Here is a 26,632-nt window from a genome sequence, read left to right as displayed (position 1 = left end):
CCGCCGAGCACCGGACGACCGCTCGCGGAGGCGATGCCCGCCGCGGACCGGGCGCGATACGCCGTCCCGGTCCCGAGGCGCCGGCACGCCGCGAGGGGCCCGCCGAGCACCGGACGACCGCTCGCGGAGGCGATGCCCGCCGCGGACCGGGCGCGATACGCCGTCCCGGTCCCGAGGCGCCGGCACGCCGCGAGGGGCCCGCCGAGCACCGGGACCCCGGCCCCCGCGGTGACCGCACGGCACGAGGCCGCCCACGGCGACCGGATCTTCCTTCTCACCGCCCCGGCTGCGACCTCATGGCCGCCGCGCCCCGCGACCGTGCCCTTGGCCCGCACCTCTCCCGCCGATGAGGCGCTGCCGTCCGTCTCGGGTGAGGTGTCCTGACACGGCCCTGGTCGGACTACTTGCCGGTACAAGGGGGGTGTATCGGCTGTCTGTCGCCCGATTCCCCGTTTGGTTGAACGTTTGTGGTCCGTTGTCCACTCTTCTCCTGTCGAGTGCCCGGAGGCACGGCTTCGGGTTCCGCTGGAGAAGCGAGTCGAGCATGGTGCGTGTCCGTTCGTCCCTGGCGCAGTTGCCCGCCTATGTGCCGGGCCGCAAGCTGCCCGGTGCGGCCCCTCTGGCCAGCAACGAGTCCCCGCACGGGATGCTGCCCGGCGTGGTGGCCAGGCTCGGGGAGCTGGCCGGTGGTGTGTCGCGGTATCCCGACATGAGCGCCGCCGCTCTCGTGAACGCCCTGGCAGCGCATCACGGCGTCGCTCCGGAGCGGATCGCGGTGGGCGCCGGTTCCTCCGAGGTCTGCGCACAGCTGCTGCACTCGGTCGTCCGCCCCGGCGACGAGGTCGTCTTCGGCTGGCGGTCCTTCGAGGCCTATCCGATCCTCACCGCGGTGGCGGGGGGCAGGGCGGTGCGGGTCCCGCTGCGTGAGCACGGACTGGACCTCGACGCCATGGCCGAGGCGATCACCGGCCGGACCCGGCTGGTCTTCGTCTGCAACCCCAACAACCCCACCTCCACCGCGGTCGGCGAGCAGGCGCTGCGCGACTTCGCCGACCGGGTGCCCGAAGACGTACTGATCGTCGTGGACGAGGCCTACCGGGAGTACGCCGATCCGGCGCTGGTCCCCGACGCGCTCGGCCTGCTCGGCGACCGGCCGAACGTGGTCGTGCTGCGGACCTTCTCCAAGGCGTACGGGCTGGCGGGCCTGCGGGTCGGGTACTGCGTGGCGCCGGCGGAGATCGCCGCCACGGTGCGCAAGACACAGGTGCCGTTCAGCGTCAGCGCGCTCGCCCAGGAGGCCGCCGTCATCGCCCTCGGCGAGCACGCGGAGGTCGCCCGCCGCGCGGCGCTCACGGTCGCCGAGCGGGAGCGGGTGAGAAAGCGGCTGCGTACGCTCGGCTACGAAGTGCCGGCCTCCCAGGCGAACTTCGTCTGGCTGCCACTGGCCGGCGACAGCGCGGACTTCGCCCTGTACTGCCTCAGCGGGAAAGTGGTCGTCCGCCCCTTCCTCGGCGAAGGCGTCCGGGTGACGATCGGCCTGCCTCAGGAGAACGACACCCTCCTCGCACTCGCCGCGGACTGGAGAGGCTGAGGCCGTGCACCCCGGCCCTTATGAGCGCCACCGCGAACTGCTTCACCAGGCGGTACGTGCCGTCGCGACCGGTGAACGCTGCGCGCCCTTCACACAGACGACATGGCGCGGAGCCGCCGACGCGGGCATGCGCTCGTCCCGGACGGCGGCGAAGGTCTTCGCCTCCCTGCTCGGCCGTCCCTTCGACCTCGGTCAGCCCGGTGAGCTCGGCCGGGTGGCCACCGAGTCCTCCCCTTACGGCCTGGCCATGGGCATCGCGTACCCGCGCTGCGACCCGGCGGCCCTGGTGGCGGCGGCGGGGCGGGCGACGGCCGGATGGCGGGTCGCCGGGCTCCACCACCGGGCGGGACTGGTGGTGGAGATGCTCAGGCGGCTGAACACGCGCAGCCATGAGCTGGCCCTGGCCGTGCACCACACCACCGGTCAGCCCCTTCCCGCGGCGTACCGGGCCGCCGGGCCGTGCGCCCAGGACCGCGCCCTGGAGGCGGTCGCGCACGCCTTCGCCGAGTCCGAGCGCGTCCCCCTGGAGCTGCGCCGGGAGGAGACCCGGCGCCGGGGGCAGCCGCTGACGGTGTGCGGCACCAGCACCCTGGTCCCACGAGGGGTGTCGCTCCTCATCGGCTGTCCCGACTACCCCCTCTGGAACGGGTATCCGGGCCTCTTCACCAGCCTGGTGACCGGCAACCCCGTCATCGTGGCGCCGCATCCACGCTCGGTGCTGCCCCTGGCGATCACCGTGCGCATCGCCCGCGAGGTGTTTGCGGAGGCCGGCCAGGACCCGGACGTCGTCAGTCTGGCGGTGGCGGAACCCGACCAGCGTCTGCACCAGCGGCTGGCCGTGGAACCGGCGGTGCGTATCGTCGACTTCACCGGCTCGGGGCGCTTCGCCTCCTGGCTGCGGCAACATGCCGGCCAGGCAGCCGTGTTCGCGACCCGCACCGGACTGAACACCTTGATCGTGGATTCCACCGACGACTACCAGGGACTGCTGGGCGGCCTCGCCCTCGCCCTGTGCCGGTGCAGCGGCACGGCCCGGACGACGCCGCAGAACATCCTGGTACCGGCATCGGGCTTCGACACGGACGAAGGCCCCAAGAGCCTGCGGCAGTTCGGCGCCGACCTCGGCGAAGCCGTGGACCGCCTGCTCGCCCGTCCGGCGCGGGTGTCACGGCTGCTGGGCGCGCTCGCGGGCGACGAGGTGCCGGCGGCGATCGAGGAAGCCGCCAGGTACGGCACGGTGGTGCACGCCTCGCAGCCACTGAGCCTTCCGGGCCACCCCGTGGTCGACGTGCGCAGCCCGCTCATCGTCCGGCTCGGGGTGCGGAGCGAACGCGTCTACACCCGCGAGTGGCCGGGACCCGTCGCGTTCCTGGTGGGCACCGAGTCGACCGCGCACAGCCTGGCCCTGTTCCGTGGCACCGTCGGCCGGCACGGAGCGCTGTTCGCCGCGGTGCACTCGACCGATCCCCTCGTGCTGGCGGCCGCGGAGACGGCGGCGCTCGACGCCGGGGTGCATCTGGTGGAGAACGTCGTCGACGATCTGTCCGCCGACCCCTCCTCGTTCATCGCAGACCTCCCCGGTACGGGCGCCCACTTCGTCACCGGGCGGTTCCGGGTGCTGCGCTCCCGGCACGCGGCCACGCCGACGGGGGCCGGGGCCGATGCGACGCTGCGGCGGCCCGCCGCCGCGCTGCTCGACGTATGACCGCGGTGCCGGGCGCGGTGGCGCGGGCCGGCCGGGCGTCGGTACCTGCGGCGGGGCCGGCGACCGTACCGAGGGCTCCGCCGAGCAGAGCGCGGGCCAGGCCGCGGGGCGGGTCGGTCCCGCCGTGCCGGGCACCGGTCATGTCGTCCAGTGGGCGCCCGGGCCGCGTACCTCGTCGAACACCAGCCAGGTACGGGTCGCGCGCACCCCGGAGACCGCCTGGACCCGCTCCAGCACGACGTGGCGCAGTCTCTCGTTGTCCGGTGTCCGCACCAGCACCAGGACGTCGAAGTCGCCCCCGACGAGGGCGACATGCTCGACGTACGGGATCTCGCGCAGCTCGCGGGAGATGTCGCGCCAGGCGTTCTGCTCGATGCTGACCGTCAGGTATGCGCTCGTGCCCAGCCCCGCCCGTTTCGGATTGAGGCGCGCGGTGAAGCCGCTGATGATGTCCTCGGCGACCAGCCTGCCGATCCGCGTGTAGGCGTTGGCGCGGGAGATGTGCACCTGCTCGGCCAGCGCCCGCACCGACACCCGGCCGTCTTCGAGGAGCCGGCCCAGGATCTGCCGGTCGATGTCGTCCAGCTGGGCGGCAGTTCGTCCGGACGCGGTCCCGGACCGCGAGTCCTTCTCAGACATATGGCGCTCCCAGGTCATCCGGTTCGGCAGTTCATCGCCGGTTCGGCCGAAGTATTGAACACATATTTCGTAGTAGAGACCATTCTTCTGTCAAGTGTCCAGAGAAAGCGAGTGCCCTCCATGTCTGTGAAGAGCCTGCGGCAGACGGTGCAGAGTCTCCTGCCGTCACTGACGCCGGTGCGGTTCGTGGCCGAGGACGGCGCTGCGGCCAAGCCGCCGGCCGGATACACCGAGCCCCCGGCCGAGGTGCTGCGCGAGGCGTACCGGCGGATGGTTGTGGGGCGCCGGTTCGACACGCAGGCGACCGCGCTGACGAAGCAGGGGCGGCTCGCCGTCTATCCGTCCAGCCGGGGACAGGAGGCGTGCCAGGTCGGCGCGGTGCTCGCGCTGCGCCCGGACGACTGGCTCTTCCCGACCTACCGCGACTCCGTCGCCCTGGTCACCCGCGGTATCGACCCCCTCGAGGTGCTGACGCTGCTGCGCGGCGACTGGCACTGCGGATACGATCCGGCCGCCACCCGCACCGCACCCCAGTGCACCCCGCTGGCCACCCAGGTGCTGCACGCCACCGGCATGGCGGAGTCGATACGCCGCAAGGGCGAGGACGGCGTGGCGATGGCCCTGGTCGGTGACGGCGCCACCAGCGAGGGCGACTTCCACGAGGCGCTGAACTTCGCGGCCGTCCTCCGTGCGCCGGTCGTCTTCTTCGTCCAGAACAACAAGTACGCGATCTCCGTCCCGCTGGCCCGGCAGAGCGCGGCACCCGCCCTCGCCTACAAGGGCATCGGCCACGGGATGCGGTGCGAACAGGTCGACGGCAACGACCTGGTCGCCGTACTGGCCGTGCTGACCGCCGCGGTCGAACACGCCCGCGCCGGGCATGGTCCCTTCCTGGTGGAGGCGCACACCTACCGCATGGACGCGCACACCAACGCCGACGACGCGACCCGCTACCGCGACGCCGAGGAAGTCCAGCGATGGAGCGCCGCCGATCCGCTCAGCCGCCTGGAGCGGTACCTGCGCGCCCGCGGCGCGCTCACCGACGAGGACGTCACGGCCGTGCGCGAACAGGCGGAGACGCTGGCCGCGGAGCTGCGCGCGGGCATGAACGCGGAGTCCGTGCCCGATCCGCTGGAGCTCTTCGACCACGTCTACGCCGAGCCGACCCCGCAACTGCGGGAACAGCGCGCGATGTTGGCGGCCGAGCTGGCGGAGACCGACGCGTCCCCCGCATCACAGCCACAGTCGCAGCCCCGCAATCAGACCCAGCTTCAGAATCAGGAGAACTGACGGCCATGGCGAAGGTCACGATGGCGCAGGCGCTGAACACCGCACTGCGTGACGCGTTGCGCGAGGACGAGCGCGTGCTCGTCTTCGGTGAGGACGTCGGTCCGCTGGGCGGCGTCTTCCGGATCACCGACGGGCTGACCCGCGACTTCGGTGAGGAGCGGTGCTTCGACACCCCGCTGGCGGAGGCCGGCATCGTGGGTCTGGCCGTCGGCATGGCGATGGGCGGTTTCCGGCCCGTGGTGGAGATGCAGTTCGACGCCTTCGCCTACCCGGCGTTCGAGCAGATCGCCTCGCACGTCGCCAAGCTGCGCAACCGGACGCGGGGGCGGCTCACGCTGCCCATGGTGATCCGCATCCCGTACGCGGGCGGGATCGGCGGAGTCGAGCACCACTGCGACTCCAGCGAGGCGTACTACGCGCACACGCCGGGACTGAAGGTCGTCACCCCGGCGACCGCCGAGGACGCGTACTGGCTGCTGCGGGACGCCGTGGCCGACCCCGACCCGGTGGTATTCCTGGAACCGAAGAAGCTGTACTGGTCGAAGGAGGACGCCGACCTGGAGCGGCGCGGTGCGGCGCCTTTCGGCCGGGCGGTCATCCGGCGGCAGGGCCGCGACGCCACGGTCGTCGCCTACGGACCGTCGCTGCCGGTGGCCATGGCGGCCGCCGAAGCCGCGGCGGCCGAGGGTGTCGAACTCGAGGTGGTCGACCTGCGGACCGTGGTGCCCTTCGACGACGAGACGGTGAGCGCGTCGGTTCGCCGGACGGGGCGCTGCCTGGTCGTTCAGGAGGCCCAGGGCTTCGCCGGGGTCGGCGCGGAGATCGCCGCACGCGTGCAGGAACGCTGCTTCCACTCGCTGGCCGCACCCGTGCTCAGGGTTTCGGGGTTCGACATCCCGTATCCGCCGCCCAAGCTCGAACACGTCCATCTGCCCGGGGTCGACCGGATCCTCGACGCCGTCGACCGCCTCCAGCTCGACGACACGCCCGACACCCGGCACCTGCTGAAGGGGATGGTCGCATGACCACCGCGACGCTTCAGGAGCAGCTGTTCCGGCTGCCCGACCTCGGAGAAGGGCTCACCGAAGCCGAGATCGTCGAGTGGAAGGTCACGGTCGGCGACACGGTGGCGATCGACCAGATCGTCATCGAGGTCGAGACCGCCAAGGCCGCGGTCGAGGTACCGGTCCCGTACGCCGGCACGGTGCTGCGACTGCACGCGGAGGCGGGTACGGCGCTGGGCGTGGGGGAGCCGCTGATCACGGTGGGCACGGCGGTCTCCGGCGAGACGGCCGGCGAGGCCGGCGACACGGGGCACGACGCCGGCCGAGGCCACGACGCCGCAGACCTCGGGACCGCGCCGACCGGCAGTGCCACGGCCGGAGCGGCGACGGCCGACCCGGCAGCGGAGCGTCACCGGGAGGAGGAACAGGCCGGTTCGGGCAACGTGCTGATCGGGTACGGGACGGGCCACGGCCCGGCCCCGAGCCGTCGCCGGCGGCGGCGCTCCCCGGCGACGCCCGCCCGTGAGATCCCGGCGGCCCCCGGGGGCGGTGGCCCCGCCATGGCAGCACCACCGGCCGCCGACGAGGGACCGCCGGCCTACGACGAGGGGGCACCGCCGACCGCCTTCCCGCACGCCCCCCGGGTGATCTCGCCCCTCGTCCGCAGGATGGCGCGGGACCACGGGATCGACTTGGCCGGCCTGTCGCCGTCCGGTCCGGCCGGAGTCGTACTGCGGGGGGACGTGGAGCGGGCCGTCGAGCGGGCCCGACAGCCGTCGGTGGAGCAGCCGTCGGCAGACCTGGCTTCCGCCGCGAGCGGGCGGCCCGCGCTGGACGGCGTCCAGCGCATCGCTCTGCGCGGAGTCCGCCGCGCGGTCGCGGACAAGCTCTCGCGCAGCCGTACCGAGATACCCGACGCCACCACGTGGGTCGATGTGGACGCCACCGGGCTGCTCCAGACCATGAAGGCGTTGGAGGCCGCCCGACCGGGACGCCGGATCGGAGTGTTGGCGCTGCTGGCACGGATCTGTGTGGCCGGCCTGACCCGCTACCCGGAGCTGAACTCCACGGTCGACAGCGAGCGGCGGGAGATCGTCCGCTTCGGTGAGATCCATCTGGGGTTCGCCGCGCAGACCGAGCGCGGACTGGTCGTCCCCGTCGTCCGCGACGCCCACCGTATGACGACCGCGCAACTGGGCGCAGAACTGGCTCGGCTGACCGAACTCGCCCGCCAGGGGGGCCTGCCGCCCGGCTGTCTGACCGGCGGGACCTTCACGCTCAACAACTACGGGGTGTTCGGGGTGGACGGTTCCACGCCTATCATCAACCACCCGGAGGCGGCTCTCCTCGGCGCGGGCCGCATCGTCGACAAGCCCTGGGTGGTGGACGGTTCGCTCGCGGTCCGCAAGGTCATGCAGCTCTCCCTCAGCTTCGACCACCGGGTCTGCGACGGGGGAGTGGCCGGCGGCTTCCTGCGCTTCGTGGCCGACTGCGTGGAACGCCCGGCGATCCTGCTCGCCGACGCCTGATCCGGCGACGCCTTCGCCGGTTTCCCGCGCAAGCCGGCGGGCGCGGAGGGAGGGCGGGTGGCGTCAGATCCGCCAGGAGCGCCAGGAGCGCCAGGACGTCCGCGACGGCGTAGATCGTCGGGCGGGTGTCAGGGGGTACCGCAACGGTGGGCCGGTCCCGGCTCGTCGACGGCCCGAACGGGCCACACCGCCTGGTCCGGCTGGACGCGGTGATCGAGCGCGCCGCCGGTCACCGCGCATCCAGCGCGGGGCGGAGCGGGAAGTCAGCCCGGAAGCCCAGGTCGCCCTGCTGCGGCACCGGGTCGATCAGCTGGAGCTGCGGCCGGCGGCGCTGGAGGCGAAGTGACTGCTCGCGGCAGCGGTCGTCCTGGCGGGCGACGAGGGCCATGGTGTCCTGCGCGAGCCGGGCGTCCGGTCAGTGGCAGCCGAAGTGCGTCGGCTCCGGGAGACTTCCCGGAGCCGACCCCCGAACACGCTAGAACAGCGCCACGCAGGAGTTCCCGTCACCGACGAAGCAGACGTACAGCTTCACGTCGCGAACGCTGTAACCCTTGCTCTTGGCGTAGCCGGGGGTGTCGTTGGCGCCATTGCTGTCGGCGCCGAGCTTGGTGTAGCCGTGGTAGTTCCACGAACCGTTCTCCCACTTCTGGTACGTGGTGTAGAGCCCCGCGCCCTTGCCGTCGGCGCAGTTGTCGGCGATCGCGAAGTCCCAGTTCGTGTCGTAGAGCGGGTAGCCGCCGGCCGTCCCGACCTGCCAGTAGTTGTACGAGCCGCCGACGGACGCGCAGCCGTCGTAGGTGCTCTGGTAGTAGTTCGCGGCCTGGGCCTGGCCGGAGACGGCGATGACCAGACCCGCGGTGGCGGTCGCGACCGCGAGCTTCTTCCCGATGCCCTTGAGCGTGATGCCGTTGACCATGAAAGTCCTCCTGGGTGGTGATGACGGGGTGGCCGCGCACGACCGGCTGCTGGACGACACGGCAGGCTCCGAACCTTCCCGATCCCTCGGTCGGCCGGGCCCGCCGTGAGGCCGGAGCCGCTGCGGGATCGGCACTGGTCTGCTGAGGTGTCGGCGCGCCAGCCGGCCCTTCTGGCGCGGCTCCTGGCCTGGACCAAGGCGCGCGGCCGACCGTCGGTGAACCTTGGCCGAACGTTGAATGGGCTGGTCGATCGTGTTGTGCCAGGGTGGGTCCGGGACTCGTGGGGGGTGCGGTGACGGTTGAGTTCGAAGTGCTCGGCAGCGTCGAGTCGCGTGTGGACGGCCGCATCGTGGATCTGGGGCATGCCCGCCAGCGGTGTGTGCTGGCCGTGCTGCTGGTGGACGCCAACCGGGTTGTCTCCGTGGACCAGCTCGTCGAGCGCGTCTGGGCGGACCGTCCTCCGCAGCGGGCCCGCAACACGCTCTACGGCTACCTCTCCCGGCTGCGGCAGGTGCTGGCCCCCGTCGGGGGGACGGACATCGTCCGGCGATCCGCCGGCTACGTCCTCGGCGTGGAAGCGGCGGCGGTGGATCTGCACCGTTTCCGCGACTACGTCGCCCAGGCCCGGGCGGTCGCGGGAAGCGGGCAGGACGAGCGGGCAGCCGCCCTGTTCGGGCAGGCACTCGGCCTCTGGCGGGGACACGCCTTCGCGGGCCTGGACACCCCCTGGATCAACGCCCTCCGCGATGCCGTGGACCAGGAACGCCTCGCGGCCGAACTGGACCACACCGACGTCCGGCTCCGCTGCGGTCAGCACACCGGGCTGCTGGCCGAGTTGTCCGCCCGGGCAGAGACGCATCCCCTGGACGAACGGCTGGCCTGTCAGTACATCCTCGCTCTGTACCGCTGTGGTCGCACGGCCGACGCTCTCCACCACCACGAGCGGACCCGGCGGTTGCTGGCCGAAGAACTCGGCTGCGACCCGAGCCCTCCGCTGCGGCACCTGCACCAGAAGATCCTCACCGGCGATCCCGCACTGAACGTCCCGGCCGCCAGGTCCTCTTCGAGGTCCCCAGGCGCCCTCGTGCCGCGCCCGTCGCCCGCCTCCCCGCCGGTGTCCCCCACCCGGCAGGACGGTGTCCCGCCCGGCCCGCCGACACCGCGGCGCCCACGGACGGGGAGCCGACTGGTTGGTCGAACAACGGAGTTGACGGCCCTCGACCATGCGATCGAGGGTGCCCTGGCCGGTGAACCAGGAGTGCTGGAGCTGGTCGGGGAGCCGGGTATCGGAAAGACACGACTGCTCGGTGAACTGGGCGAACGCGCGAGGCAGCGCGGCTTCGTGTCCCTGGCCGGACGCAGCGTGGAGTTCGACCGGGCTCCCTACGGCGCGTTCGTGGACGCCCTGGACGACCACCTCGGCACGGTGGACTTCGGCCGGCTCCGGCACGACGGCTCGCCGCCGGGCGCGTTCACCTTGCTGAGTACGGTCTTCCCCGCGTTCTGCGACCGCTTCCCGCCCGGGCCGGAGCCGGTGACGGTCGAACGGTACTGGCTCCACCGGGCGGTGCGGACGCTGCTGGAGACGCTGAGTGCCGACGGCGGGCTCGTGCTCAGCCTGGACGACCTCCAGTGGACGGACGACGGCACAGCCGAGCTGATCGACCACCTGGTACGGCACCCGCCGAGGACACCGCTGCTCCTCGCCCTCGCCTACCGCCCCCGGCAGGCTCCGCCGCGACTGTCCGCGGCACTCGCCCGGGCGGCGGCGGAAGGGAGGCTGGCCAGGATCGAGGTGGGACCGCTGTCTCCCGCCGAGGGAGCGGAGCTGTGCGGGGCCGGGCCGGATCACTGGCGCTTTCGGCAGCTCTACGAGGCCGGCGGCGGCAACCCGTTCTACCTCGAGGCGCTGACCCGGAGTGCCCGGGACGAGAGCCTGCCGCCGATTCCGGTGACCCGGGCCGTCCCGGCCGGCTCGGTGCCTGTTGCCGACGACCTACCGGGTTCGGTGCGTGCCGCACTGCTGGAGGAGCTGGACGGCCTGTCGCCCACCGCCAGGGTCTGCACACAGGCGGCCGCGGTGCTCGGTGACTCCTTCGAGGCCGACATGGTGGCCGTCGTGGCGCGAACCGGTGAGCCACAGGCCCTTGCCGCCCTGGACGAGGCCGCAGGGCGGGACCTGGTACGCCAGATCGGCTCCACGCGCCAGTTCCGGTTCCGCCACCCGCTGGTGCGGGCGGCGGTGTACCAGGGTGCGGGCGCCGGCTGGCGGATCGAGGCGCATGCCCGGGCCGCGGACAGCCTGGCACTGCGCGGCGCCCCGCTGACCGCCCAGGCGTCGCACGTTCAGCGTTCGGCGCGCGCGGGAGACGAACACGCCGTCGACATACTGGTACGGGCCGCCCGTCAGGTGATGACGATCGCACCGGCCACCGCCGCCCACTGGACACAGGAGGCCCTGCGCTTACTCGGCGAGCGGAGCCGGCTGCGGCCCGAACTGTGGCTCCAGCAGGCCGAGGCGCTGGGCATGGCCGGACGACTGCTGGAAAGCCGCGCCGTCCTGCGCACGGCCGCCACCCTCGTGCCCGCGCAGGCCGTGGGGCGACGAGCCCAGGTCGCCGCCCTGCGAGCCACCATGGAGTGGGCGCTCGGCCGCTACGAGGAGGCCACGGCCCTGCTGCTGCGGGAGTTGACGGACCACGAGGGCCAACTACAGCCGCAGACCGCCACTTTGCAGCTGGGCGTCGCCGTTGTCGCCCTTCGCAGGAACGACTCCGCCACGGCGATCGACTGGGGCCGACGCGCGTTGCTCTCGGCGGAAGGCATCGGCGACCCGGTGCAGACGACAGCGGTCCGCGCCCTGCTGGCCCTGGCGCACACCTCCGTCGGCGACGCCCGGGCGGCCCGCTACCTCGACACCGTCGTGGAAGTGCTCGACGACGCCGACGACCAGGAGCTTGCCGGGCAGATGGACACACTCGTCATGACGGGCTGGACGGAGATGCTCCACGGACGCTACGACCCCGCACTGCGCCATCTCCGCCGGGGCCTGGAGGCGTCCCGCCGCACCGGCCAGAGCCTCGTGCTCGCCGATCTCCTCGCGGCCTCCGCCTACGTCCACCTGTGGCTCGGACACCTGGACGATGCGGCGACCTACGCCGACGACGCCCTGGAAGCGGCGTCACTCGTCGGCAGCGACGAGCCTCGCTCGCTGGCCGAGGTGGTGGGCGCGGCCGTCCTGCTGTGGCGGGGAGACTTCGCCGGAGCACGGAAGATCTGTGAGGAGTCACTCTCCGCGGCCGGCCCCGCAACGGGTGCGCACCGGTCGGCGATCGTCGGGATGCTCGGCCAGACACTGCTGCTCGACGGAGATCCGCAGGGCTGTGTCAGCAAGGTGCTCGAAGCGGGCGGCGGCCAAGACCTCCTCGGGTTCGAAGCCCCGGTCCGCCCCATGTGGTTCCGGCTGCTGGCTGATGCGGAACTGGCCCTGGGCGATGTGACAGCCGCCGAGAGGTGGGCCGACCGCGCGGCCGCTGCCACGGCCCTCGGTGTGACGACCGGCCGGCGCGGGTTCGCGCTACTGGCCCGCGCCGAGGTACGACTCGCCGGGCAGAACCCGGCGGCAGGTCCCACCGCGTGCCGGGCAGCCGCCGAGTTCCGCGCGGCCCGCATGCCGCTCTACGAGGCCATGGCCCGCCTGACCGCCGGCACCGCACTGTCCGCCTCGGGCCACCGGACCGAGGCGCTCGCCGAGCTGGAACAGGCGAAAACCCTGGCGGATACCTGCGGGACCCTCACCCTGTCCGAACTGGCGGAGCACGAACACCACAGGATCGCCGCCCAGGGCCCGCCACCGCCCGGGAGCTGAGTTCGCAGCGGCACGAACTCCGGCGGGGCGAGCCCTCCAAGGCGCACTCCCGGGCCGTGCCCCGCCTGCTCCGCGACAGTCGGAAAAGGTGGAGCGCTGCCGGCGAGCGGCCGAGCAGGCGACGCCCGACCGGCTCGGCGGACCTCCGCGACAAACCCCGAGCGGGACCGGCTCACGCGGGCGTCGGCGAGTCCATGCCTGGTGGACGAAGCAGCCCACGACTCGCCACCACGGTCGACGCCGACCGAGCGGTCCCGCCATCGTTCACGACAGCGACCGCGCACTACCGCAAGCTCACCAACGGATACGTCCGCTGCGTACCTGGAACGCCAGAGGTGTCCGGTTATCGCCGGTCCGCGGTAAATGCCTGGACTGAGGGACTCCCCGGACGGGACACTTCCGGCTTCCGAACCTCCAGGAGTGTGATGCGGACCACAGATATGCGCGGGTCGACGCCGGGCAGGAGCGCGGTCGTTCTGGCACTGCGCCGCTACGCCCGGGAACTGCTACGACTACGACGGCTGGCCCTGCCGGCGCTGCTGCTGCCGGCCGTGGGCAACATCGGCATCCGTTACATCGCCCCCCTGCTCATCGCCAAACTGGCAGGACAGGCCGCCGACGACAGCGGTCTCACCCTCGGCTCGGCGTTGCCCTACGTGCTGGGCTTCGGCGTGACGCTACTGCTCGCCGAGGCCGTGTGGCGGGTCGGGCAGCACTGCCTGAACCGCGTGGACGCCCTCGGCATGGAACACCTGTACGTGAGCGGTATGGACGAACTCCTCGCCCAGGACGCCGCCTTCTTCCACGACAACTTCGCCGGCTCCCTCACCAAACGGGTGCTGAGCTTCGGTAAGCGCTTCGAGGACTTCGTCGACACGGTGACCTACCGGATCGTCGGCAGTGTCGTCCCACTCGTGTTCGGTGCCGTGGTCCTGTGGAGCTACGAACCGATGCTCGTCGTCGGCCTTCTCGTGATGATCGCGCTGACCGTGGTGGCCGCGACACCCCTGATCCGTCGTCGGCAGAGGCTCGTCAGCGACCGGGAGGCGGCGATCGCCCGGGTCTCCGGCCACGTCGCCGACAGTCTCACCAACATGGAGACCATCCGCGCGTTCGCGGCCGAGCAGCGGGAGGCCGACGAACACCGCAGCCGGGTCGCGGACTCCCGGCGCCTGACGCTGAGGTCGTGGGACTACGGCAACCTGCGCGTCGACACCCTGATCGCGCCGCTGTCCGTGCTGACCAACGTGCTCGGACTGTTCGTCGCCATCGCCCTCGGCGGCCCGGGCCAGGGAGTGGAGGAGGTCGTCGTCGCCTTCACCTACTACTCCAACGCCACCCAGATCATGTTCGAGTTCAACCAGATCTACCGGCGTCTGGAAAGCTCGATGACCGAGGCCGCACAGTTCACGGAGCTGCTGCTGGATCCACCCACCGTGCTCGACCCGCGGGAACCCGAACCGCTCGCCCCGCGTGACACCGGCGTCCGCTTCGAGGCGGTGACGTTCGCCCACTCGGGTGCCAAGCCGATCTTCCAGGGACTCGACCTGGACGTGCCCGCAGGCGCGCGGATCGGTCTGGTCGGCAGGTCCGGCGGCGGCAAGACCACACTCACCCGGCTCCTGCTGCGCATGTCGGACATTGACGACGGACGCATCCTGATCGGTGGTCAGGACATCAGCCGGCTGCGCCAGAGCGACCTGCGCTCACTGATCGCCTACGTCCCGCAGGAACCCGCCATGTTCCACCGCAGCCTGCGGGACAACATCGCCTTCGCCCGGCCCGGCGCCACCGATGAGGAGATCCACGCGGCGGCCGCGGCAGCGCACGTCACGGAATTCGCCGACCAACTCTCCGACGGCTTTCACACGCTGGTGGGGGAGCGGGGAGTGAAGCTCTCGGGCGGCCAGCGCCAGCGCGTCGCCCTCGCCAGAGCCATCCTGCGCGACGCCCCGATCCTGCTGCTCGACGAGGCGACCAGCGCGCTGGACTCGGAGAGTGAGCTCCTCGTCCAGGACGCCCTGTGGCGGCTGATGGACGGACGGACGGCCCTCGTGGTCGCCCATCGCCTGAGCACCGTCGCCGGCATGGACCGTCTCGTCGTCCTCGACCACGGAAGCGTCGTCGAGCAGGGCACCCACGAGGAGCTGCTCGTGGCGAGCGGCGCCTACGCCAAGCTGTGGCAGCACCAGTCGGGTGGCTTCCTCGGCGAGAGCGCCGAGTCGTCCCCCGGACAGTCGATCCCGGGCGTCGGTCCCGGCGAACTGCCCGGACCGGCCGATCCGTCGTCGGACGGGGACCGCAGGACGGCATCGCACGCTCGTACGGGCACCGGGTCCACGTGACCGAATCCGTTTCCGGACATCCTCGGCCGCAGGCGGCGTCCCGCTGACACGTCCGGCGCGTGCGGCAATCCGCACACCACCGAGGGCAACGACCGCTGCTACCGGGCCGGCCGACGCGGTCCGGTAGCAGTCCGGCGGGGGCGAAAGGACGAGCGAGCCCGGATCCAAGGGCCCCTCGCACACGGCGTGCACAACTGTGTGACCTGCGTGGATCCGGCAGCGGCGAGGCGGTGGCCACGACGGCGGGGCACCACCTCGCGCTGCTCGGCGCCCTCTCGCCCACGGGCCCTATGAGTGTTCCCCCAGTTGGAAGAAACCTGCGAGGGAGAAGCACAGGGCGCCCATGAGCGTGCCCCAGTTGGCGATATCGGAGTTGACGAGGCTGCCGGTGGCGGGACGGGTGTAGGCGGCGAGCGCCGAGACCATGAACAGGACGGACCCGAGCTGGTTGACGGCGACGATCAGCCAGCCGAGGTCGTGCGGCCGAACGCAGGGCCGTCCGTGGCAGATCTCCACGAAGGCCAGATGGCCCGAGAGCAGGAAGAGGATGCAGCCGATCACGTCCGGCGCCCAGATGAGCCGGTTGACCTGCTGCGCGGTCAGGCCCTGTAGGAAGGAGTCCAGCAGGTCGACGGCGAAGACCAGTGTGCCCGCGAAGAGGACGAACGCGCTCAGCCAGTCCACCCGCGTCGGCTCGTAGCTCCACCATCGCCAGTGTCCTGTGACCAGCCGTCCCTCGCCACCGGCGACGTGACGGGGCGCGTTGATCACCTGGAGCAGCGAGACGTACCCGCCGGTGGTGAAGAACAGGCCGCCCGCGAAGTAGACCGAGGCGCACTCGGTGGCGTCGCCGGAGCCGAACTGGGCGACGGCCGCGCCGACCGCGAAAAGGGCTCCGCCCATGACGAAGGCGACCGCGGAGATGGCGTTGAGCCGGCGCAGGCGGGTGAGGGAAACGGCGTCCGCACGGATGTGACGAGCGGCCGCCGCACCGACAGGAAGAACGGCAAGCACCCCACGCCGCCGCGCGAGCCGGGACTCCCACACGGCGGTGCCGCCGTCGGGAAGGTGCCAGGTGAGCCGGGTGGTGAACGGTCCCGCGCCCTCGGCGCGCTGCTCAGGTTGCCCCACGGGCCGAGCCTAGAACCACAGCCAGGTCCGACGACGGGCGCAACGCCGTGCCGGCGAACCGGCAACAGCGCCCTACGGGCCGGGCCGGTCCGTCGCAACGCCAACCCGGCATGGCGAAACCCCCGGCTTCAGCCAGGGGAGGAGTCACGAAGTCGTACTCGGAGAGACTGGGCCATACGGTCCGCCCGGTCATCGGATACTCGTTCCTGCTCCGGGCGCCGAAGCAGCTCGAAGATACCCGGACCACGATGCTGCGGATGCAGGTCTGCCATCCGCGGAACGATGTGGAAGTGCACGTGCGCGAAGCCCTCGGCTTCGGCGAATTGGACGATGTAGGTCTTGGTGCACCCGGTGAGGCTGCGGAGCGCCCGGGAGAGCTTGACCTGCCACGCCCCCAGGCCGGATGCCTCGGCGTCGGTGAGGTCATGAACGGCGGCGACATGGCGCCGAGGCACCAGCACCAGCCAGCCGGGCACCGCGGTGTTGAGGGCGTGGGCCACTCGCCAGTGCTGGTCGTACGTCACGCACTCGCGTGCCGGAAGGCTGTCGAACTCTGCTTCCTTGCTGCATGTGTAGCAGTCGGGGGTCGTCATGAACTCAGATCGTAGAACTGCCTCGCTCGGCCTCGCCTCGCTCTATCTCGATCACTCTGACTACCCGGGCATGCCGAAGGCCGCTTCAAGCGCGAACCGAGGGGAGGCTTTCGGACGGAGCCGCCGACCGGGGCCCTTCAGCCACCTGTGGGCGATGGATCGGTGGTTCTGCGCAGGAGCCGGGATCGCCCGACATGCTCTGTGAATCCCCACCGCTCGTAGAAGGCGATCAGATCGGGCTCGCATACCAGCTCGACGCTCCCGACGTCCGCGACCCAGGGATGCGCCAGCACGGCATCCATGACCATCGCGCCGACGCCCCCGCCTCGAACCTCGGGCGATACGATCACATCAAGGACGACGGCCAGATACGTCCTGTCGGTCAGCACTCGAGCGAAACCGACGAGCCGTGCGGCCCGTCGGTCAACGACGGTCACCACAACGTCTGATCCGTCGAGCATGCCGCGAACCGCCGCCTCCGTACGTCCGGTTGCCCACCATGCCGAGGCGAACAGCTCCAGCAACTGCGGCATACGCACGGTGGCGACGTCGTGTGAGATGTCATACGAGGAGTGATTCACCCTGTCAGCGTCCCAGACAGTGAAGTACGACCCTGACGACATCCCCGAGATCGACCTGATGGGCTACCTGGAGAGGAACGAAAACCGATTTTTCCGCTCAGGAGCCTTCGATGCCATCGAGCTCGCGGGGATGATCGCCACCGAGGCTCTCACCCTGGGCGCAGGGAATGTCCATATCCGGTCCGACGGCGAGTGGCTGACCGTCGCCGCAGACCTGGACTGGCTTGAAAGCCAGGAGCACAAGGCGTTCTGCTCCATCACACCGTTTCCGCAAGCCGGACCCAACAGCATGCTGGCTGAGATCCTCGCCGTCGCCTTCTCGGCCGGCGTGGCCACCGCCACACGCCTCGGATCCAAGGTCGTCAAGGGGAGCGCCGCCGCCCCGACCAGCACGGTTGACCCAGACTCAGCGAGGACGGTCTCCTTCAGACGCTCGCGCGGGTCTCGCCCCTCCGAGTCCGCTTGAGCGGCCGCACGGAATGCATCCGGCCATGGGTCCCGCATCGGTCGGCCGTCGGTGCGAAAGCGACCGGTGGAACGGGGCAGCCGTTGACGGCATCGACGCCCCGGTGGCCGGGTCTGAGGAGAGCCGCGGGGTCTCAGCTCAGTCGGCGTACGCGGAGCACCACGTCGTCGGTGTGGTGGGCGCCGGCGCCGCCGTCGGGTGCCACGCGTGGCCGCTGCTCGTCCACCTCCACTTCCCAGCCGGCGTCGAGAAGTCCGGCGACCATCGAGGGCCAGACGTAGTCGGCCGGGTCGAAGCCACTGTCGTGCGCCGGCTGGGTGTCCATCCCGGCGTGGTGTACCAGCAGCAGCACGCCGCCCGGTGCGACGGCTGCCAGAAGCGCCCGCTCGGCAGCGGCGTCGGGGGTGCGCAGCAGGGCCGGGTACTGCGCTGAGACCAGGTCGAAGGAGGCCGGCGGGAGCGTCGCCTCGGTGAGGGCGGCGTGTACCCAGTGAACGGCGAGGCCGGCGTCCCGTGCGTGCCCGGCCGCGCGCTCCAGCGCCACGCCCGAGACCTCGAGCGCGGTGACGTCCCAGCCCTGGCGCGCGAGCCACACCGCGTCCGCGCCTTCGCCGCAGCCCACGTCGAGTACCCGCCCAGGGGTGAGCCCGGCGACCTCGGCCACGAGCGCACCGTTGGGCCGGCCGCTCCACAACTGCTGTTGCTCGGTGTACCGGTTGTCCCATTCCGCCCGCACCGCGGGGTCTCCGACGTATCCGTCGGTGAACGAGAGGTGGTCGGTCGCGGGTGGTCCTGCTGCGATGTTGTCGGTCACGGGCCCACCGTCGCCCACCCGATCCCGGGCTGCCACTTTTGTTGCCGGTTCGGCAAAAACGGTGCCCGAAGGGCGTCGAGCGCCTCGCGGTATCGGCTCGACGGGGTCCGGAACCTCATGCCACGGTCTCCCACACGAATCCGTCCGGGTCGGTGAAGGACCCGGCGTCGCTTCCGATCGCGAGCCGGGACGATCCAGTGCCCTCCGGCGGTACGCCGGCGACTCTGGCCAGGCCGCGACGTCCGTACAGGGACAGCTTGACGGGACTCGACGAGGCGTCGAACTCGGTGTACTTGCTGCCGAAGCTCTTCGCGACCGTGAGGCCGCGGTCGACGTAGAACCGCTTGCTCGCAGCCATGTCCGAGACGCCCAGCAGCAGCACGATCTCGTCGATCTGCCGGGTGTCCGGGCCGGAGTCCTTCTTCGAGGAGCTCGCGATCTGCCAGATGGTTCCGTCGGGGGCCTGTACGACGCCGCCGTAGCCCCACAACGACTTCCTGGCGGGCTTCAGCGTGGTTGCGCCGGCGTCGAGCGCGGTGCCGAAGAGGCCGTTGACGATCGACGGCTGGGACACCACAAGCGAGACCGTGAACCCTCGGAAGCTGGAGGTGGGTTCCTCCGAGGCCCGTATGCGCACCTGCTTGTCCAGGCCGAAGCCCTCCGAGTAGAAGCGCTCGGCGGCCTGCGGGTCGGCCACTTCCAGGGTGATGCAGTCGATGGATGTCATGCCTTCACGCTAGGGGGGTCTCCGCGGTCATTGCTTCTCGAATCCTGACCGATGCCGTCGGCACCCGGGCGGCCGGCGGTCCGCCGGTTCTGTCCCGGCCCGGGCATGCGGTGCCGACCGGAACCGGGTCGTCATGCCTGGTGGTGCGCTGTGTAAAGCGTCGCGGTCATCGCCGCTGTCACAGGACCGGTGCCGAGGAGGGCCGTCATCTTCTGCGCGACTGCGGTCCTGATGCCTTGCGCGTCCTGACGGGCGTCCAGGACGGCGCTGACCGGAGTGCCGGTGAGGAACCCGGTGGCGACAGAGGCGGCGGACTCCCCGCTGCCGTCCAGCGTGACTTCCTCGGCGCTGGCCAGGGTCAGCCCGGCGGCCGCGAGGTCCGACGCGACCTGGGCCAGGTCCGTGTAACCGTGCGGCACGTCTTCGAGGAACGCGGGCGCCGCGCCAGGCATGGACTCTTTCAGGGCGGTCTGGAAGGCGGCCGCGAACCCGTGCGAGGCCAGCGGGCCCCAGCTGTTGAACAAGAACCGCCCCTGCGGGGCGAGGACCCTGCGCACTTCGTTGTAGGCGGCGGGCCTGTCGGGGAAGAACATCACTCCGAACTGGCACACCACGAGGTCGAAGGTGCCGTCCTCGAAGGGCAGTTCCTGGGCGTCCGCCTGCCGCCAGTCGGCGCGTGGTTCGCGTGCCGAGCCGGCGGTGACCATCGCTTGGTTGAGATCGCTGGCTATGACGGAGGCCGTGGGTGCCGCAGTGAGTAGGGCGGAGGTCAACGCGCCGGTTCCGGCGGCGAGTTCCAGGACCGTCCGGGGTCGCAGAGCTGCTGCCCTGGCGGCCAGGTCGGCGGCGAACGGGCGGAAGAGGGCAGGCACCAGGTGGCGTTCGTAGGCTTCGGGCATGGACCGTGTCCACCGCCGGTTCGCATCGTCTGCGTTCACTCGACAGACACTAGCCCTGCGGTCGGCGCGACGGCAGACGCGAGACGCCGGACGGCAGCGCGGTCCGCAGCGAGGAGCTCAGGGCGCCGAACGCGCATCGAGGGCTTGTGCGGTCGTGCACCTGGTCGGGCATGCGCGAGTCGAAGCTCCGAGGGACCTTTCAGGGGCGGCCCGAAACCGCTCCGGCCGGTCAGGGGCAGTCGTACGTGAGGTGGGTGACGACCGTGCGGTCGGTGGGAGAGAGCAGGTGCAGTTCGGCCCGGGCCGCGTAGTGGCCCTTGCCCTGGAAGGTCCACAGCAGGTGCAGGCGTGCCTGATGCGGGCCCCTGACCACTACTTCCCGCAGTACGCCCGAGGCCGTGCCGTCGCTTCGGGTCCATCGGTACGAGAGTGTGCCCGGTCGGCCGTTGGTGGCGACGAGGCCGACGATGTCCGCGGTGTCGTCGCAGCCCACAACCGTCGGCCGGGCCACGACCTGCACCGAGCCCGTTGCGAGGGACGGCCCGAGGCGCTGCCAGGCGAGGAACGCGATGACGCAGATGAGCACCAGCGCGGGCAGGGCGTGTCTGCGCAGACGCCGACGCGAGGGCGCGGGCGCCGGCGGCAGCGAGGGCAGCGTGCGGTGCGTGCGCTGTGCGACGGCGGCGGTCACGCCCGGGCCGAAACGCAACACGGTGCCTTCGACGCGATCCGGTGTGGACGTCGGCGTCTCCAGCATCCGCGTGGCGGGCGGTTCGACGAGAGTGGCATCCGGCTCGGGCGGCCGCTGGATCCAGTGACTGGCCAGCACGGTGGCGCTGTACTCGGCGTCGTCGGGGCCGCGTTCGGCGCTCGGGGCGTGCGAGGCGGTGAAGCCGAGTACCCGGGTGGGCTCGGATTCGTCGGCGGAGGCGGGGATACGGTCGTCGGGTGCGGTCACCGGATTTCACACTGCCTGGTCAGAAGCTGCTGCGAGCCGCCGCTGTCGGCGGAGGTGGGGGCCGTCGTGGCCCGTACCGCCCAGTAGCAGCCCGTGTTCCCGAAGGTGTGGTCGACGGTGAGGCTGTACTGGGTGGAGCCGCTCCGTTGGAAGGTCTGAGACGCGCCGTCCGCAGTGCCGAGCCCTCGGCCGCTGTCGCTCGTGAACCACGAGACGCTGATGGAGAGCGGGCCGGTTCCGTCCGTAGTGACAGTGATGGTCGCTGAGGCGGTCGTGGAACCCGTCTGCCGGAAGTTCGTCACCGTGACGTCCTTGACGGCGGGAGCAGGGGGCGGGGTCGGGGAGGCCGACGGCGTGGGTGACCCCGTGGTCGACGCGCTGGGCGTCGTTTCCGGGCTCGTGGCCGTGGTGGCGGACGCCGAAGGCTCGCCGGCGCCGGCGGTCACGGGGGCCGAGGCCGACAGGCTGGGGGACGCGGTGGGCGACGCGGTGGACGTCGGGGGCGGGGCGGAGTGGGCCGACGCGGTCGGAGCGGCGGACGCTTCCGGCTCCACGGCGGGCCGGGCACTGCTGGTGGCCAGGGCCTGCGCCGCCTGCTGCGGAGCTGCCTGCGGGGTGTGCGGCAGGTTGTGGGACAGGAGGACGCCCAGGAGCACGACAGCGGCGGAGACGAGTACGCCCGTCCGGCCGGGCAGCCACGACCGCGCCGGCCCGTGAGCCGCTCCGCGGCCCAGGACCGTGCGTGCGGTGTCCGTGGTGCTGCTCGGCGGGGCACTGCGGGCCGAGGGCAGGAGCAGCGGCACCAGGGCCACCAGCGCGGCGAGCCGTCCGCGGCCGCGTTCCTCCCAGTCGGTCCCGTAGGCGGCTCCGGCGGCCGCTTCCAGTTCCGCGACGAACGCCTCGGCGTGTGCGGGACGTTCCCCCGGGTCCTTGGCGAGACCGCGCCGCACCAGATGCCGTACCGCCTCGGGGACCTCGTCGGCGGGGATCGGCCCGTCGACGTGCTGCACGACGAGCTCGGCGAGATTGTCACCCGAGTACGGCCTGCGGCTCGTCAGGCACTCGAAGAAGGTGGCCGTGGCCGCGTACACGTCGGCCGCGGGGGAGGCGGGGGCGCCGGTCCACTGCTCGGGCGCCATGTAGGAGGGGGTCCCCGCCGCGCCGGCGCTGGCGCCGACGTCCACGGCTATCCCGAAGTCGACGAGTTTGGACGACCCGTCCGGCACGACCAGGACGTTCTCCGGCTTGTAGTCGCGATGGACGACGCCGACGCGGTGCGCGTCGGCCAGACCGAGCAGCGACCCCTTGAGGACCACGAGAGCGGCCTCGGGGTCGAGCGGGGCCGTCCTGGTCAGCAGGGTGCGCAACGAGACGCCGTCGACCAGCTCCATCACGATGGCGGCGCCGTCCGGACTCTCGACGTACTCGTACAGGTCGGCGACGTAAGGGCTCTCCAGTCCGCCGAGCAGCCGTGCCTCAGCCCTGAACCCGTGCACGAAGCCCGGCCGGGTACGCAGCGACTCGCTGAGGTACTTGACCGCTACCGGGAGGCCGGTCTCCTCGTGCACGGCCAGAACGACCCGCCCGCTGGCCCCTGCCCCGAGTTCCAGTGACTCGGTGTATCCGGGCACTGCCCATGTGTCCATTCCATCCCCCCACGGCGGCCGTGCGGCCCTGCTTCCGCCCCTCCGAAGCTTCGAGCCACGCGTGAGGAGACACATTTTCGGCCACTGCGGTTGCGGTGCGGCACCCTGACCCTCGTTCCCCACCGGTCGCCGGAGTGCGCGGTGGGGAGCGTACTCGGTGGGGACAACCGTCCGGTAGTGCCGTGACGCCCCGCGCGGGCCCGTCCGCGACGCCGGTGGCGGCCCGGCGGACGATCCGTGCCCCGAGCGGGCGGACGGTGGGGTGGCTGCACCCTCTTCGTCCGTACCGTGGCGTCGGCGCTGCTTCGGGCGCCCGCGCACACCGTGGCGGACGTCGTGGACGCCTGGGCCACCGTACTGCGGACCCCGACGGGACCCTCGGCGGTCGGTCCGACGGATTCGACGGGTTCCGCGGGTCCGACCAAGGAGAGACGCACTGAGGAATGAGGAATGAGGACTGACGGCGGACGGCGGACGGCAGACGGCGGACGGGGCCCGGGCAGGGACGGAACGCGGCCCGTCACGGGCTCTGTGGCACCGTTCCGGTGTCACCGCCGACGACCGGCAGGGCCGCGGGCGCGGCACGGCGAAGCGGGCCATGCCGTCACCGGTCGCACGGCCCGCTTCCGGGTCGGGGCGGGAATCCTCGGGCGGTCAGCGCACCTTGTTCAGCTTGTCGAGGGCCTTGGCCAGACCGTTGGCCCACAGCTGGTTGACGCGCGTCCGCTCGGTCGTGTTGGGGTAGCGGTTGGTGCAGGACGTGCCAGGTCCGCCACCCGACATCAGTTCGCTGCACGGGCCGCTGTAGTGGTCCGGCAGCCCCAGCACGTGACCGGTCTCGTGCGCGGTGACACGGATCGAGTCGTACTGCCGGTTCTGGGCGTAGTCGAGGAAGATGTAGCCCCTGCCGTGGCCGTTGGTGGAGGCGTACGAGCCCCGGGAGTCGTTGCCCTCGTAGTACGAGAAGTCGCCGCTGCCCGAGGTGGATTGCAGCTTGACGTTGCTCACGGAGCTGTTCCAGATCGAGGCGGCGCTCGATATCTGGGAGCGGAAGCTCGGTGCCTGGGAGACGTTGTAGTAGACCGTCACCGACTGAAGGCCGGGGTTGGCCGCCTGCTTCCTGGCGACCGAGTTGAGCACGGCCTCGAAGAACGCCTTGCTGTCCGCCGCCTCCTGGGCCGAACCGGTGTAGCCGGCGCGGACGGTGGCGGTGGAGCCGGTGGTCTGGGCGCTCGCCGGGATCGCGCCGCCGAGCGCCGCGAACGTCACGCCCAGGCCGAGCGCCAGCAATCTCCTGGACGCGTTCGCGGACGTGAAGGACGTACGGTTGGACGTCATGTGGGGGCTCCTGCTCGTTCGTGTGGGGTGGTGAACGATCGGTAGAGCCGAGTGTGGGGCAGCCTGCCTGTCGAGCGGATGATGGCAACTGGCGATAGCCCACGGCTATCAGGGCAACTCGTGCTCATTCATTGGCGTTTGAACATCTGGCGCCTCATCCGACCCAGCCCCTACGCTCCGCGCATGGAGCTCGAGGTGAGGCACTTACGCGTGCTGTGCGCCATCGCCGACGCCGGCAGCCTGCACAAGGCGGCTCGTCAACTGGGCATGTCCCAGCCCTCGTTGAGCACCCAGCTGCGCCGCATCGAGCAACTGCTGGGCGGCCTGCTGTTCACCCGCGACTGTACGGGCAGCCGTCCCACACCGTTGGGACACGTCGTGGTGAGCCGGGCGCGGCCGCTGGTCGCCGAACTCTCCGCGATCGTGACCGAGACCCGGGCGGCGGCAGCCCGCGCGGCGGGCGGCCCCCGGCTGCGCATCGGCGCCACGGCCAGCCGAGCGGTCCCCGGCTGGCTCAGCCGGCTGCGCGCCCGTATGCCCGCGGTCGAGCCCGGCCTGCAGATGGACGTGTCCGCGAACGCCCTGCTGCGGCAGGTGGCCGAAGGCAGGCTCGACCTGGCGTTCGTGCACGAGGTCGAGGGCAGCCCGCTGCGCGTCCCGGACGGGCTGTGTCTGCGGATCCTGATGGAGCGCGAACCCCAGTTCGTCACCATGGCCGCCGACCACCCCGCGGCGACCCGGCGCGAAGTGCGTCTCACGGACCTCGCGCAGGACCGCTGGATGGTGGACGCCACGGTCGACGGCGAGTGGGAGGGGGTGTGCCGGGTGTTGCGCGCCGCGGGGATCGAGCCGGATCTTCTGCACGGCGACTACCTCAGCGCCTACTTCCTGGCCGCCATCGGGGAGGTCGTCACGGTCAGCCAGCCGACCGCGCTCCCACCCCGCTCCGACCTCGTCATCCGGCCCCTGCAGGGCGACCCGATAGGAGTGCGGCTGATGCTCGCGGCCCGGACGGCGGACGAACTCGACACAGCGTTCGACGAGTTGGAGGGGGCCTACTGGGAGGCGGCCCGTCAGGCGCCGGCGTACCAGGAGTGGCTCGCGCGCGGAGCCGCCGGGCGGCCCGCACAGACACTGCGTGCGGTGGGCGCCTGAGAGGCGATGCGTTGCGGGCCACCTGCGTCCATCCCGGCAGTTCGCCGGGCGGTCGCCATCCTGCGCCGCGAAGCCGGCCGCGACCCCCACGACAAGGGCCTGCACGACCTCATCGGGGAGCTGTCCACCCGCAGCGAGGACTTCCGCACCCGCTGGGGCGCCCACAACGTCCGCCGCCACGGCAGAGGCACCAAGCGCTTCCGCCCCCCGTCCGTCGGCGACCTCACCCTCGCCTACGAATCCCTGGACCTGGCCGCCGAACCCGGCCTCACCATGACCAGCTACACCGCGGAACCCGGCAGCTCCCCCTCGGAAGAGGGACTACGCCTGCTCGCTTCCCTGGCCGCCACCGAGAAGGCCGACGCGGCAGCGCAGCGCCCACCGCTTGAAAGCGCCGTACGCGAGCCTTCCGTCTCTCCGCGTTCACTGCCCGGGGCGCCCCGGCTCGGCGAGCCCGTCACCTCGGTCGGGCTTGCGGGCTTCCGCCGGCTCCGCCCGGCCTGCTCCGTGCCCCGGCCGGGCTCCCGTCGGCCCACCACCCCTCCTGGTCCGGCGTCGGCTCGTGGGGCAATACCGTCGTCCCGCAGTGTGGAGTGGTACGGCCGTTCCCCCCTGAGGGGTCGTCGTCGGGGGCCTGTCGTGCGGGTGGCCGAGCCGCAACACGAAGCGGCCTGACCGTTCGCGCGTGCCCCGGTCCGAGCGCTTGGACGGACGGCCCGGTCGGCCGCGGTGCCGGGGCGACGGACGGTAGGCTGCGGCGGTGCGCACGGTCGAGTTACTGCTGGATGAGGCGGCTGACCTGGTCGTCCGGGAGGCCTGGCGGCGGCTCGCGGACGCGGGCCTGCCCAGTCAGGCGCGCCACCGCTCACCCACCAACAGCCCGCACCTGACCCTGGCCGCGTGCCCGGAGTTGACCGCCCCGATTCGCTGGGAGCTCGCCGAGGTGGCTGCCGCCCTGCCGCTGGCGGTGCGGTTCAGCGGTGTGGTCCGCTTCGAGCGGCCCACCTCGGTGCTGGCCTGGGCGCTGGATCTCGACTCGACGCTGGCCGGTCTGCACCGCCGGGTGTGGGAGGCGGTCGCCTCCGACAGCCCGCCCGAAACCCTCAACCCCTTCCACGTTCCCGGACACTGGAGCCCGCACATCACCCTCGGCCGGACCCGGCGGCCCGGTGCCTTCGCCGGCCGACGGGTCCCCGAACTGCTGCCGGCGCCGCCGCTGTCCGTCCAGCTCACCACCCTGCGCAGCTACGACACCGAAACGGGCGCCCTGGAAATGCTGGAGCCCCGTTCCTGAGACGCTGGTTGCCGAGGGCTTCGGCCCGGGCGTGGACGTCGCGGTTCCAGCCACGTTCCTCCGCGTGTATCCAGGCCAGTCACCCGGGTTCCGTTCGGGAGCGTGCTGTGCCGGATGCGGGGCGGACGGCTCGGCGGTGGGC

At 71.7% G+C, this 26,632-nt stretch carries 22 protein-coding genes and 1 pseudogene; 11 read left to right on the top strand and 12 right to left on the bottom strand.

Annotation, left to right across the window (positions count from 1 at the left end; all coding sequences use genetic code 11):
* Positions 1-544 precede the first annotated feature (544 nt).
* Complete coding sequence (gene hisC, locus OHS71_RS02310) at positions 545-1,591, top strand: histidinol-phosphate transaminase (RefSeq protein ID WP_328476228.1); 1,047 nt, start codon at positions 545-547, stop codon at positions 1,589-1,591.
* A gap of 4 nt (positions 1,592-1,595) precedes the next feature.
* Positions 1,596-3,296 carry an aldehyde dehydrogenase family protein gene (locus OHS71_RS02305; protein ID WP_328476226.1) on the top strand — a complete coding sequence of 567 codons (1,701 nt, stop codon included), beginning with the start codon at positions 1,596-1,598 and terminating at the stop codon, positions 3,294-3,296.
* 138 nt (positions 3,297-3,434) lie between these two features.
* Here the strand turns inward: OHS71_RS02305 and OHS71_RS02300 are convergent, their stop codons facing one another.
* Positions 3,435-3,935 carry an Lrp/AsnC family transcriptional regulator gene (locus OHS71_RS02300; protein WP_328476224.1) on the bottom strand — a complete coding sequence of 167 codons (501 nt, stop codon included), beginning with the start codon at positions 3,933-3,935 and terminating at the stop codon, positions 3,435-3,437.
* Positions 3,936-4,055: 120 nt separating this feature from the next.
* Between OHS71_RS02300 and pdhA the strand changes: the two genes are divergently transcribed.
* From pdhA to OHS71_RS02285, 3 genes are read left to right on the top strand one after another with little or no spacing between them, the layout of a single operon-like run.
* Positions 4,056-5,225, top strand: coding sequence for a pyruvate dehydrogenase (acetyl-transferring) E1 component subunit alpha (gene pdhA, locus OHS71_RS02295; RefSeq protein ID WP_328476222.1), 1,170 nt, complete (start codon positions 4,056-4,058; stop codon positions 5,223-5,225).
* 5 nt (positions 5,226-5,230) lie between these two features.
* Positions 5,231-6,250, top strand: coding sequence for an alpha-ketoacid dehydrogenase subunit beta (locus OHS71_RS02290; protein ID WP_328476220.1), 1,020 nt, complete (start codon positions 5,231-5,233; stop codon positions 6,248-6,250).
* On the top strand, positions 6,247-7,758 hold the full coding sequence (locus tag OHS71_RS02285; protein ID WP_328476218.1) for a dihydrolipoamide acetyltransferase family protein: 1,512 nt from the start codon (positions 6,247-6,249) through the stop codon (positions 7,756-7,758). The genes OHS71_RS02290 and OHS71_RS02285 overlap by 4 nt, the downstream gene beginning before the upstream one ends.
* Before the next feature lie 229 nt (positions 7,759-7,987).
* On the opposite strand, the gene OHS71_RS02280 is transcribed toward OHS71_RS02285, so the two are convergent.
* On the bottom strand, positions 7,988-8,146 hold the full coding sequence (locus tag OHS71_RS02280; protein ID WP_328476216.1) for a hypothetical protein: 159 nt from the start codon (positions 8,144-8,146) through the stop codon (positions 7,988-7,990).
* Between the two features lie 87 nt (positions 8,147-8,233).
* A complete protein-coding gene (locus tag OHS71_RS02275; RefSeq protein ID WP_328476214.1) occupies positions 8,234-8,674 on the bottom strand; it encodes a Tat pathway signal protein in 441 nt (146 codons plus the stop codon).
* Positions 8,675-8,967: 293 nt separating this feature from the next.
* Between OHS71_RS02275 and OHS71_RS02270 the strand changes: the two genes are divergently transcribed.
* Positions 8,968-12,543: a BTAD domain-containing putative transcriptional regulator gene (locus tag OHS71_RS02270; RefSeq protein WP_328476212.1), complete on the top strand. Its 3,576-nt coding sequence runs from the start codon at positions 8,968-8,970 to the stop codon at positions 12,541-12,543.
* A gap of 425 nt (positions 12,544-12,968) precedes the next feature.
* Positions 12,969-14,888, top strand: coding sequence for an ABC transporter ATP-binding protein (locus OHS71_RS02265; protein ID WP_328476210.1), 1,920 nt, complete (start codon positions 12,969-12,971; stop codon positions 14,886-14,888).
* 288 nt (positions 14,889-15,176) lie between these two features.
* Here OHS71_RS02265 and OHS71_RS02260 read toward each other — a convergent pair whose 3' ends face one another.
* The 3 genes from OHS71_RS02260 to OHS71_RS02250 form a co-directional block, all read right to left on the bottom strand.
* Positions 15,177-16,019, bottom strand: coding sequence for a hypothetical protein (locus OHS71_RS02260; protein WP_328476208.1), 843 nt, complete (start codon positions 16,017-16,019; stop codon positions 15,177-15,179).
* A 128-nt stretch (positions 16,020-16,147) separates the two neighbouring features.
* Positions 16,148-16,612, bottom strand: a complete 465-nt coding sequence (locus tag OHS71_RS02255) for an HIT family protein (protein ID WP_328476206.1) — start codon at positions 16,610-16,612, stop codon at positions 16,148-16,150.
* Between the two features lie 137 nt (positions 16,613-16,749).
* Positions 16,750-17,193 carry a GNAT family N-acetyltransferase gene (locus tag OHS71_RS02250; protein WP_328476204.1) on the bottom strand — a complete coding sequence of 148 codons (444 nt, stop codon included), beginning with the start codon at positions 17,191-17,193 and terminating at the stop codon, positions 16,750-16,752.
* Positions 17,194-17,212: 19 nt separating this feature from the next.
* Between OHS71_RS02250 and OHS71_RS02245 the strand changes: the two genes are divergently transcribed.
* The gene (locus OHS71_RS02245) at positions 17,213-17,659 is read left to right on the top strand and encodes a hypothetical protein (RefSeq protein WP_328476202.1); all 447 of its coding nucleotides are present in this window, start codon (positions 17,213-17,215) and stop codon (positions 17,657-17,659) included.
* A gap of 133 nt (positions 17,660-17,792) precedes the next feature.
* On the opposite strand, the gene OHS71_RS02240 is transcribed toward OHS71_RS02245, so the two are convergent.
* From OHS71_RS02240 to snpA, 6 genes are all read right to left on the bottom strand, one after another.
* Complete coding sequence (locus OHS71_RS02240; RefSeq protein WP_328476200.1) at positions 17,793-18,473, bottom strand: class I SAM-dependent methyltransferase; 681 nt, start codon at positions 18,471-18,473, stop codon at positions 17,793-17,795.
* A gap of 115 nt (positions 18,474-18,588) precedes the next feature.
* The gene (locus OHS71_RS02235) at positions 18,589-19,200 is read right to left on the bottom strand and encodes a glyoxalase (RefSeq protein ID WP_328476198.1); all 612 of its coding nucleotides are present in this window, start codon (positions 19,198-19,200) and stop codon (positions 18,589-18,591) included.
* Between the two features lie 131 nt (positions 19,201-19,331).
* Positions 19,332-20,099, bottom strand: coding sequence for a class I SAM-dependent methyltransferase (locus tag OHS71_RS02230; protein ID WP_328476196.1), 768 nt, complete (start codon positions 20,097-20,099; stop codon positions 19,332-19,334).
* Between the two features lie 229 nt (positions 20,100-20,328).
* A complete protein-coding gene (locus OHS71_RS02225) occupies positions 20,329-21,057 on the bottom strand; it encodes a hypothetical protein (protein ID WP_328476194.1) in 729 nt (242 codons plus the stop codon).
* Positions 21,054-22,703, bottom strand: coding sequence for a protein kinase domain-containing protein (locus tag OHS71_RS02220; RefSeq protein WP_328476192.1), 1,650 nt, complete (start codon positions 22,701-22,703; stop codon positions 21,054-21,056). The genes OHS71_RS02225 and OHS71_RS02220 overlap by 4 nt, the downstream gene beginning before the upstream one ends.
* A gap of 654 nt (positions 22,704-23,357) precedes the next feature.
* On the bottom strand, positions 23,358-24,041 hold the full coding sequence (gene snpA / locus OHS71_RS02215; RefSeq protein WP_328476190.1) for a snapalysin: 684 nt from the start codon (positions 24,039-24,041) through the stop codon (positions 23,358-23,360).
* 183 nt (positions 24,042-24,224) lie between these two features.
* On the opposite strand from snpA, the gene OHS71_RS02210 reads away from it, so the two are divergent.
* The 3 genes and pseudogenes from OHS71_RS02210 (at position 24,225) to OHS71_RS02200 (ending at position 26,490) form a co-directional block, all read left to right on the top strand.
* Positions 24,225-25,196 carry a LysR family transcriptional regulator gene (locus tag OHS71_RS02210; RefSeq protein WP_328476188.1) on the top strand — a complete coding sequence of 324 codons (972 nt, stop codon included), beginning with the start codon at positions 24,225-24,227 and terminating at the stop codon, positions 25,194-25,196.
* Between the two features lie 48 nt (positions 25,197-25,244).
* Positions 25,245-25,568: pseudogene (locus OHS71_RS02205) on the top strand (MmyB family transcriptional regulator); the annotation flags it as partial.
* Between the two features lie 388 nt (positions 25,569-25,956).
* The gene (locus tag OHS71_RS02200) at positions 25,957-26,490 is read left to right on the top strand and encodes a 2'-5' RNA ligase family protein (protein WP_328476186.1); all 534 of its coding nucleotides are present in this window, start codon (positions 25,957-25,959) and stop codon (positions 26,488-26,490) included.
* The last annotated feature ends 142 nt before the right edge of the window (positions 26,491-26,632 follow it).

The sequence above is a fragment of the Streptomyces sp. NBC_00377 genome, from assembly GCF_036075115.1.
In the GTDB taxonomy this organism is placed as follows: Bacteria; Actinomycetota; Actinomycetes; order Streptomycetales; family Streptomycetaceae; genus Streptomyces.
This window is presented reverse-complemented; position numbering and strand designations above follow the sequence as displayed.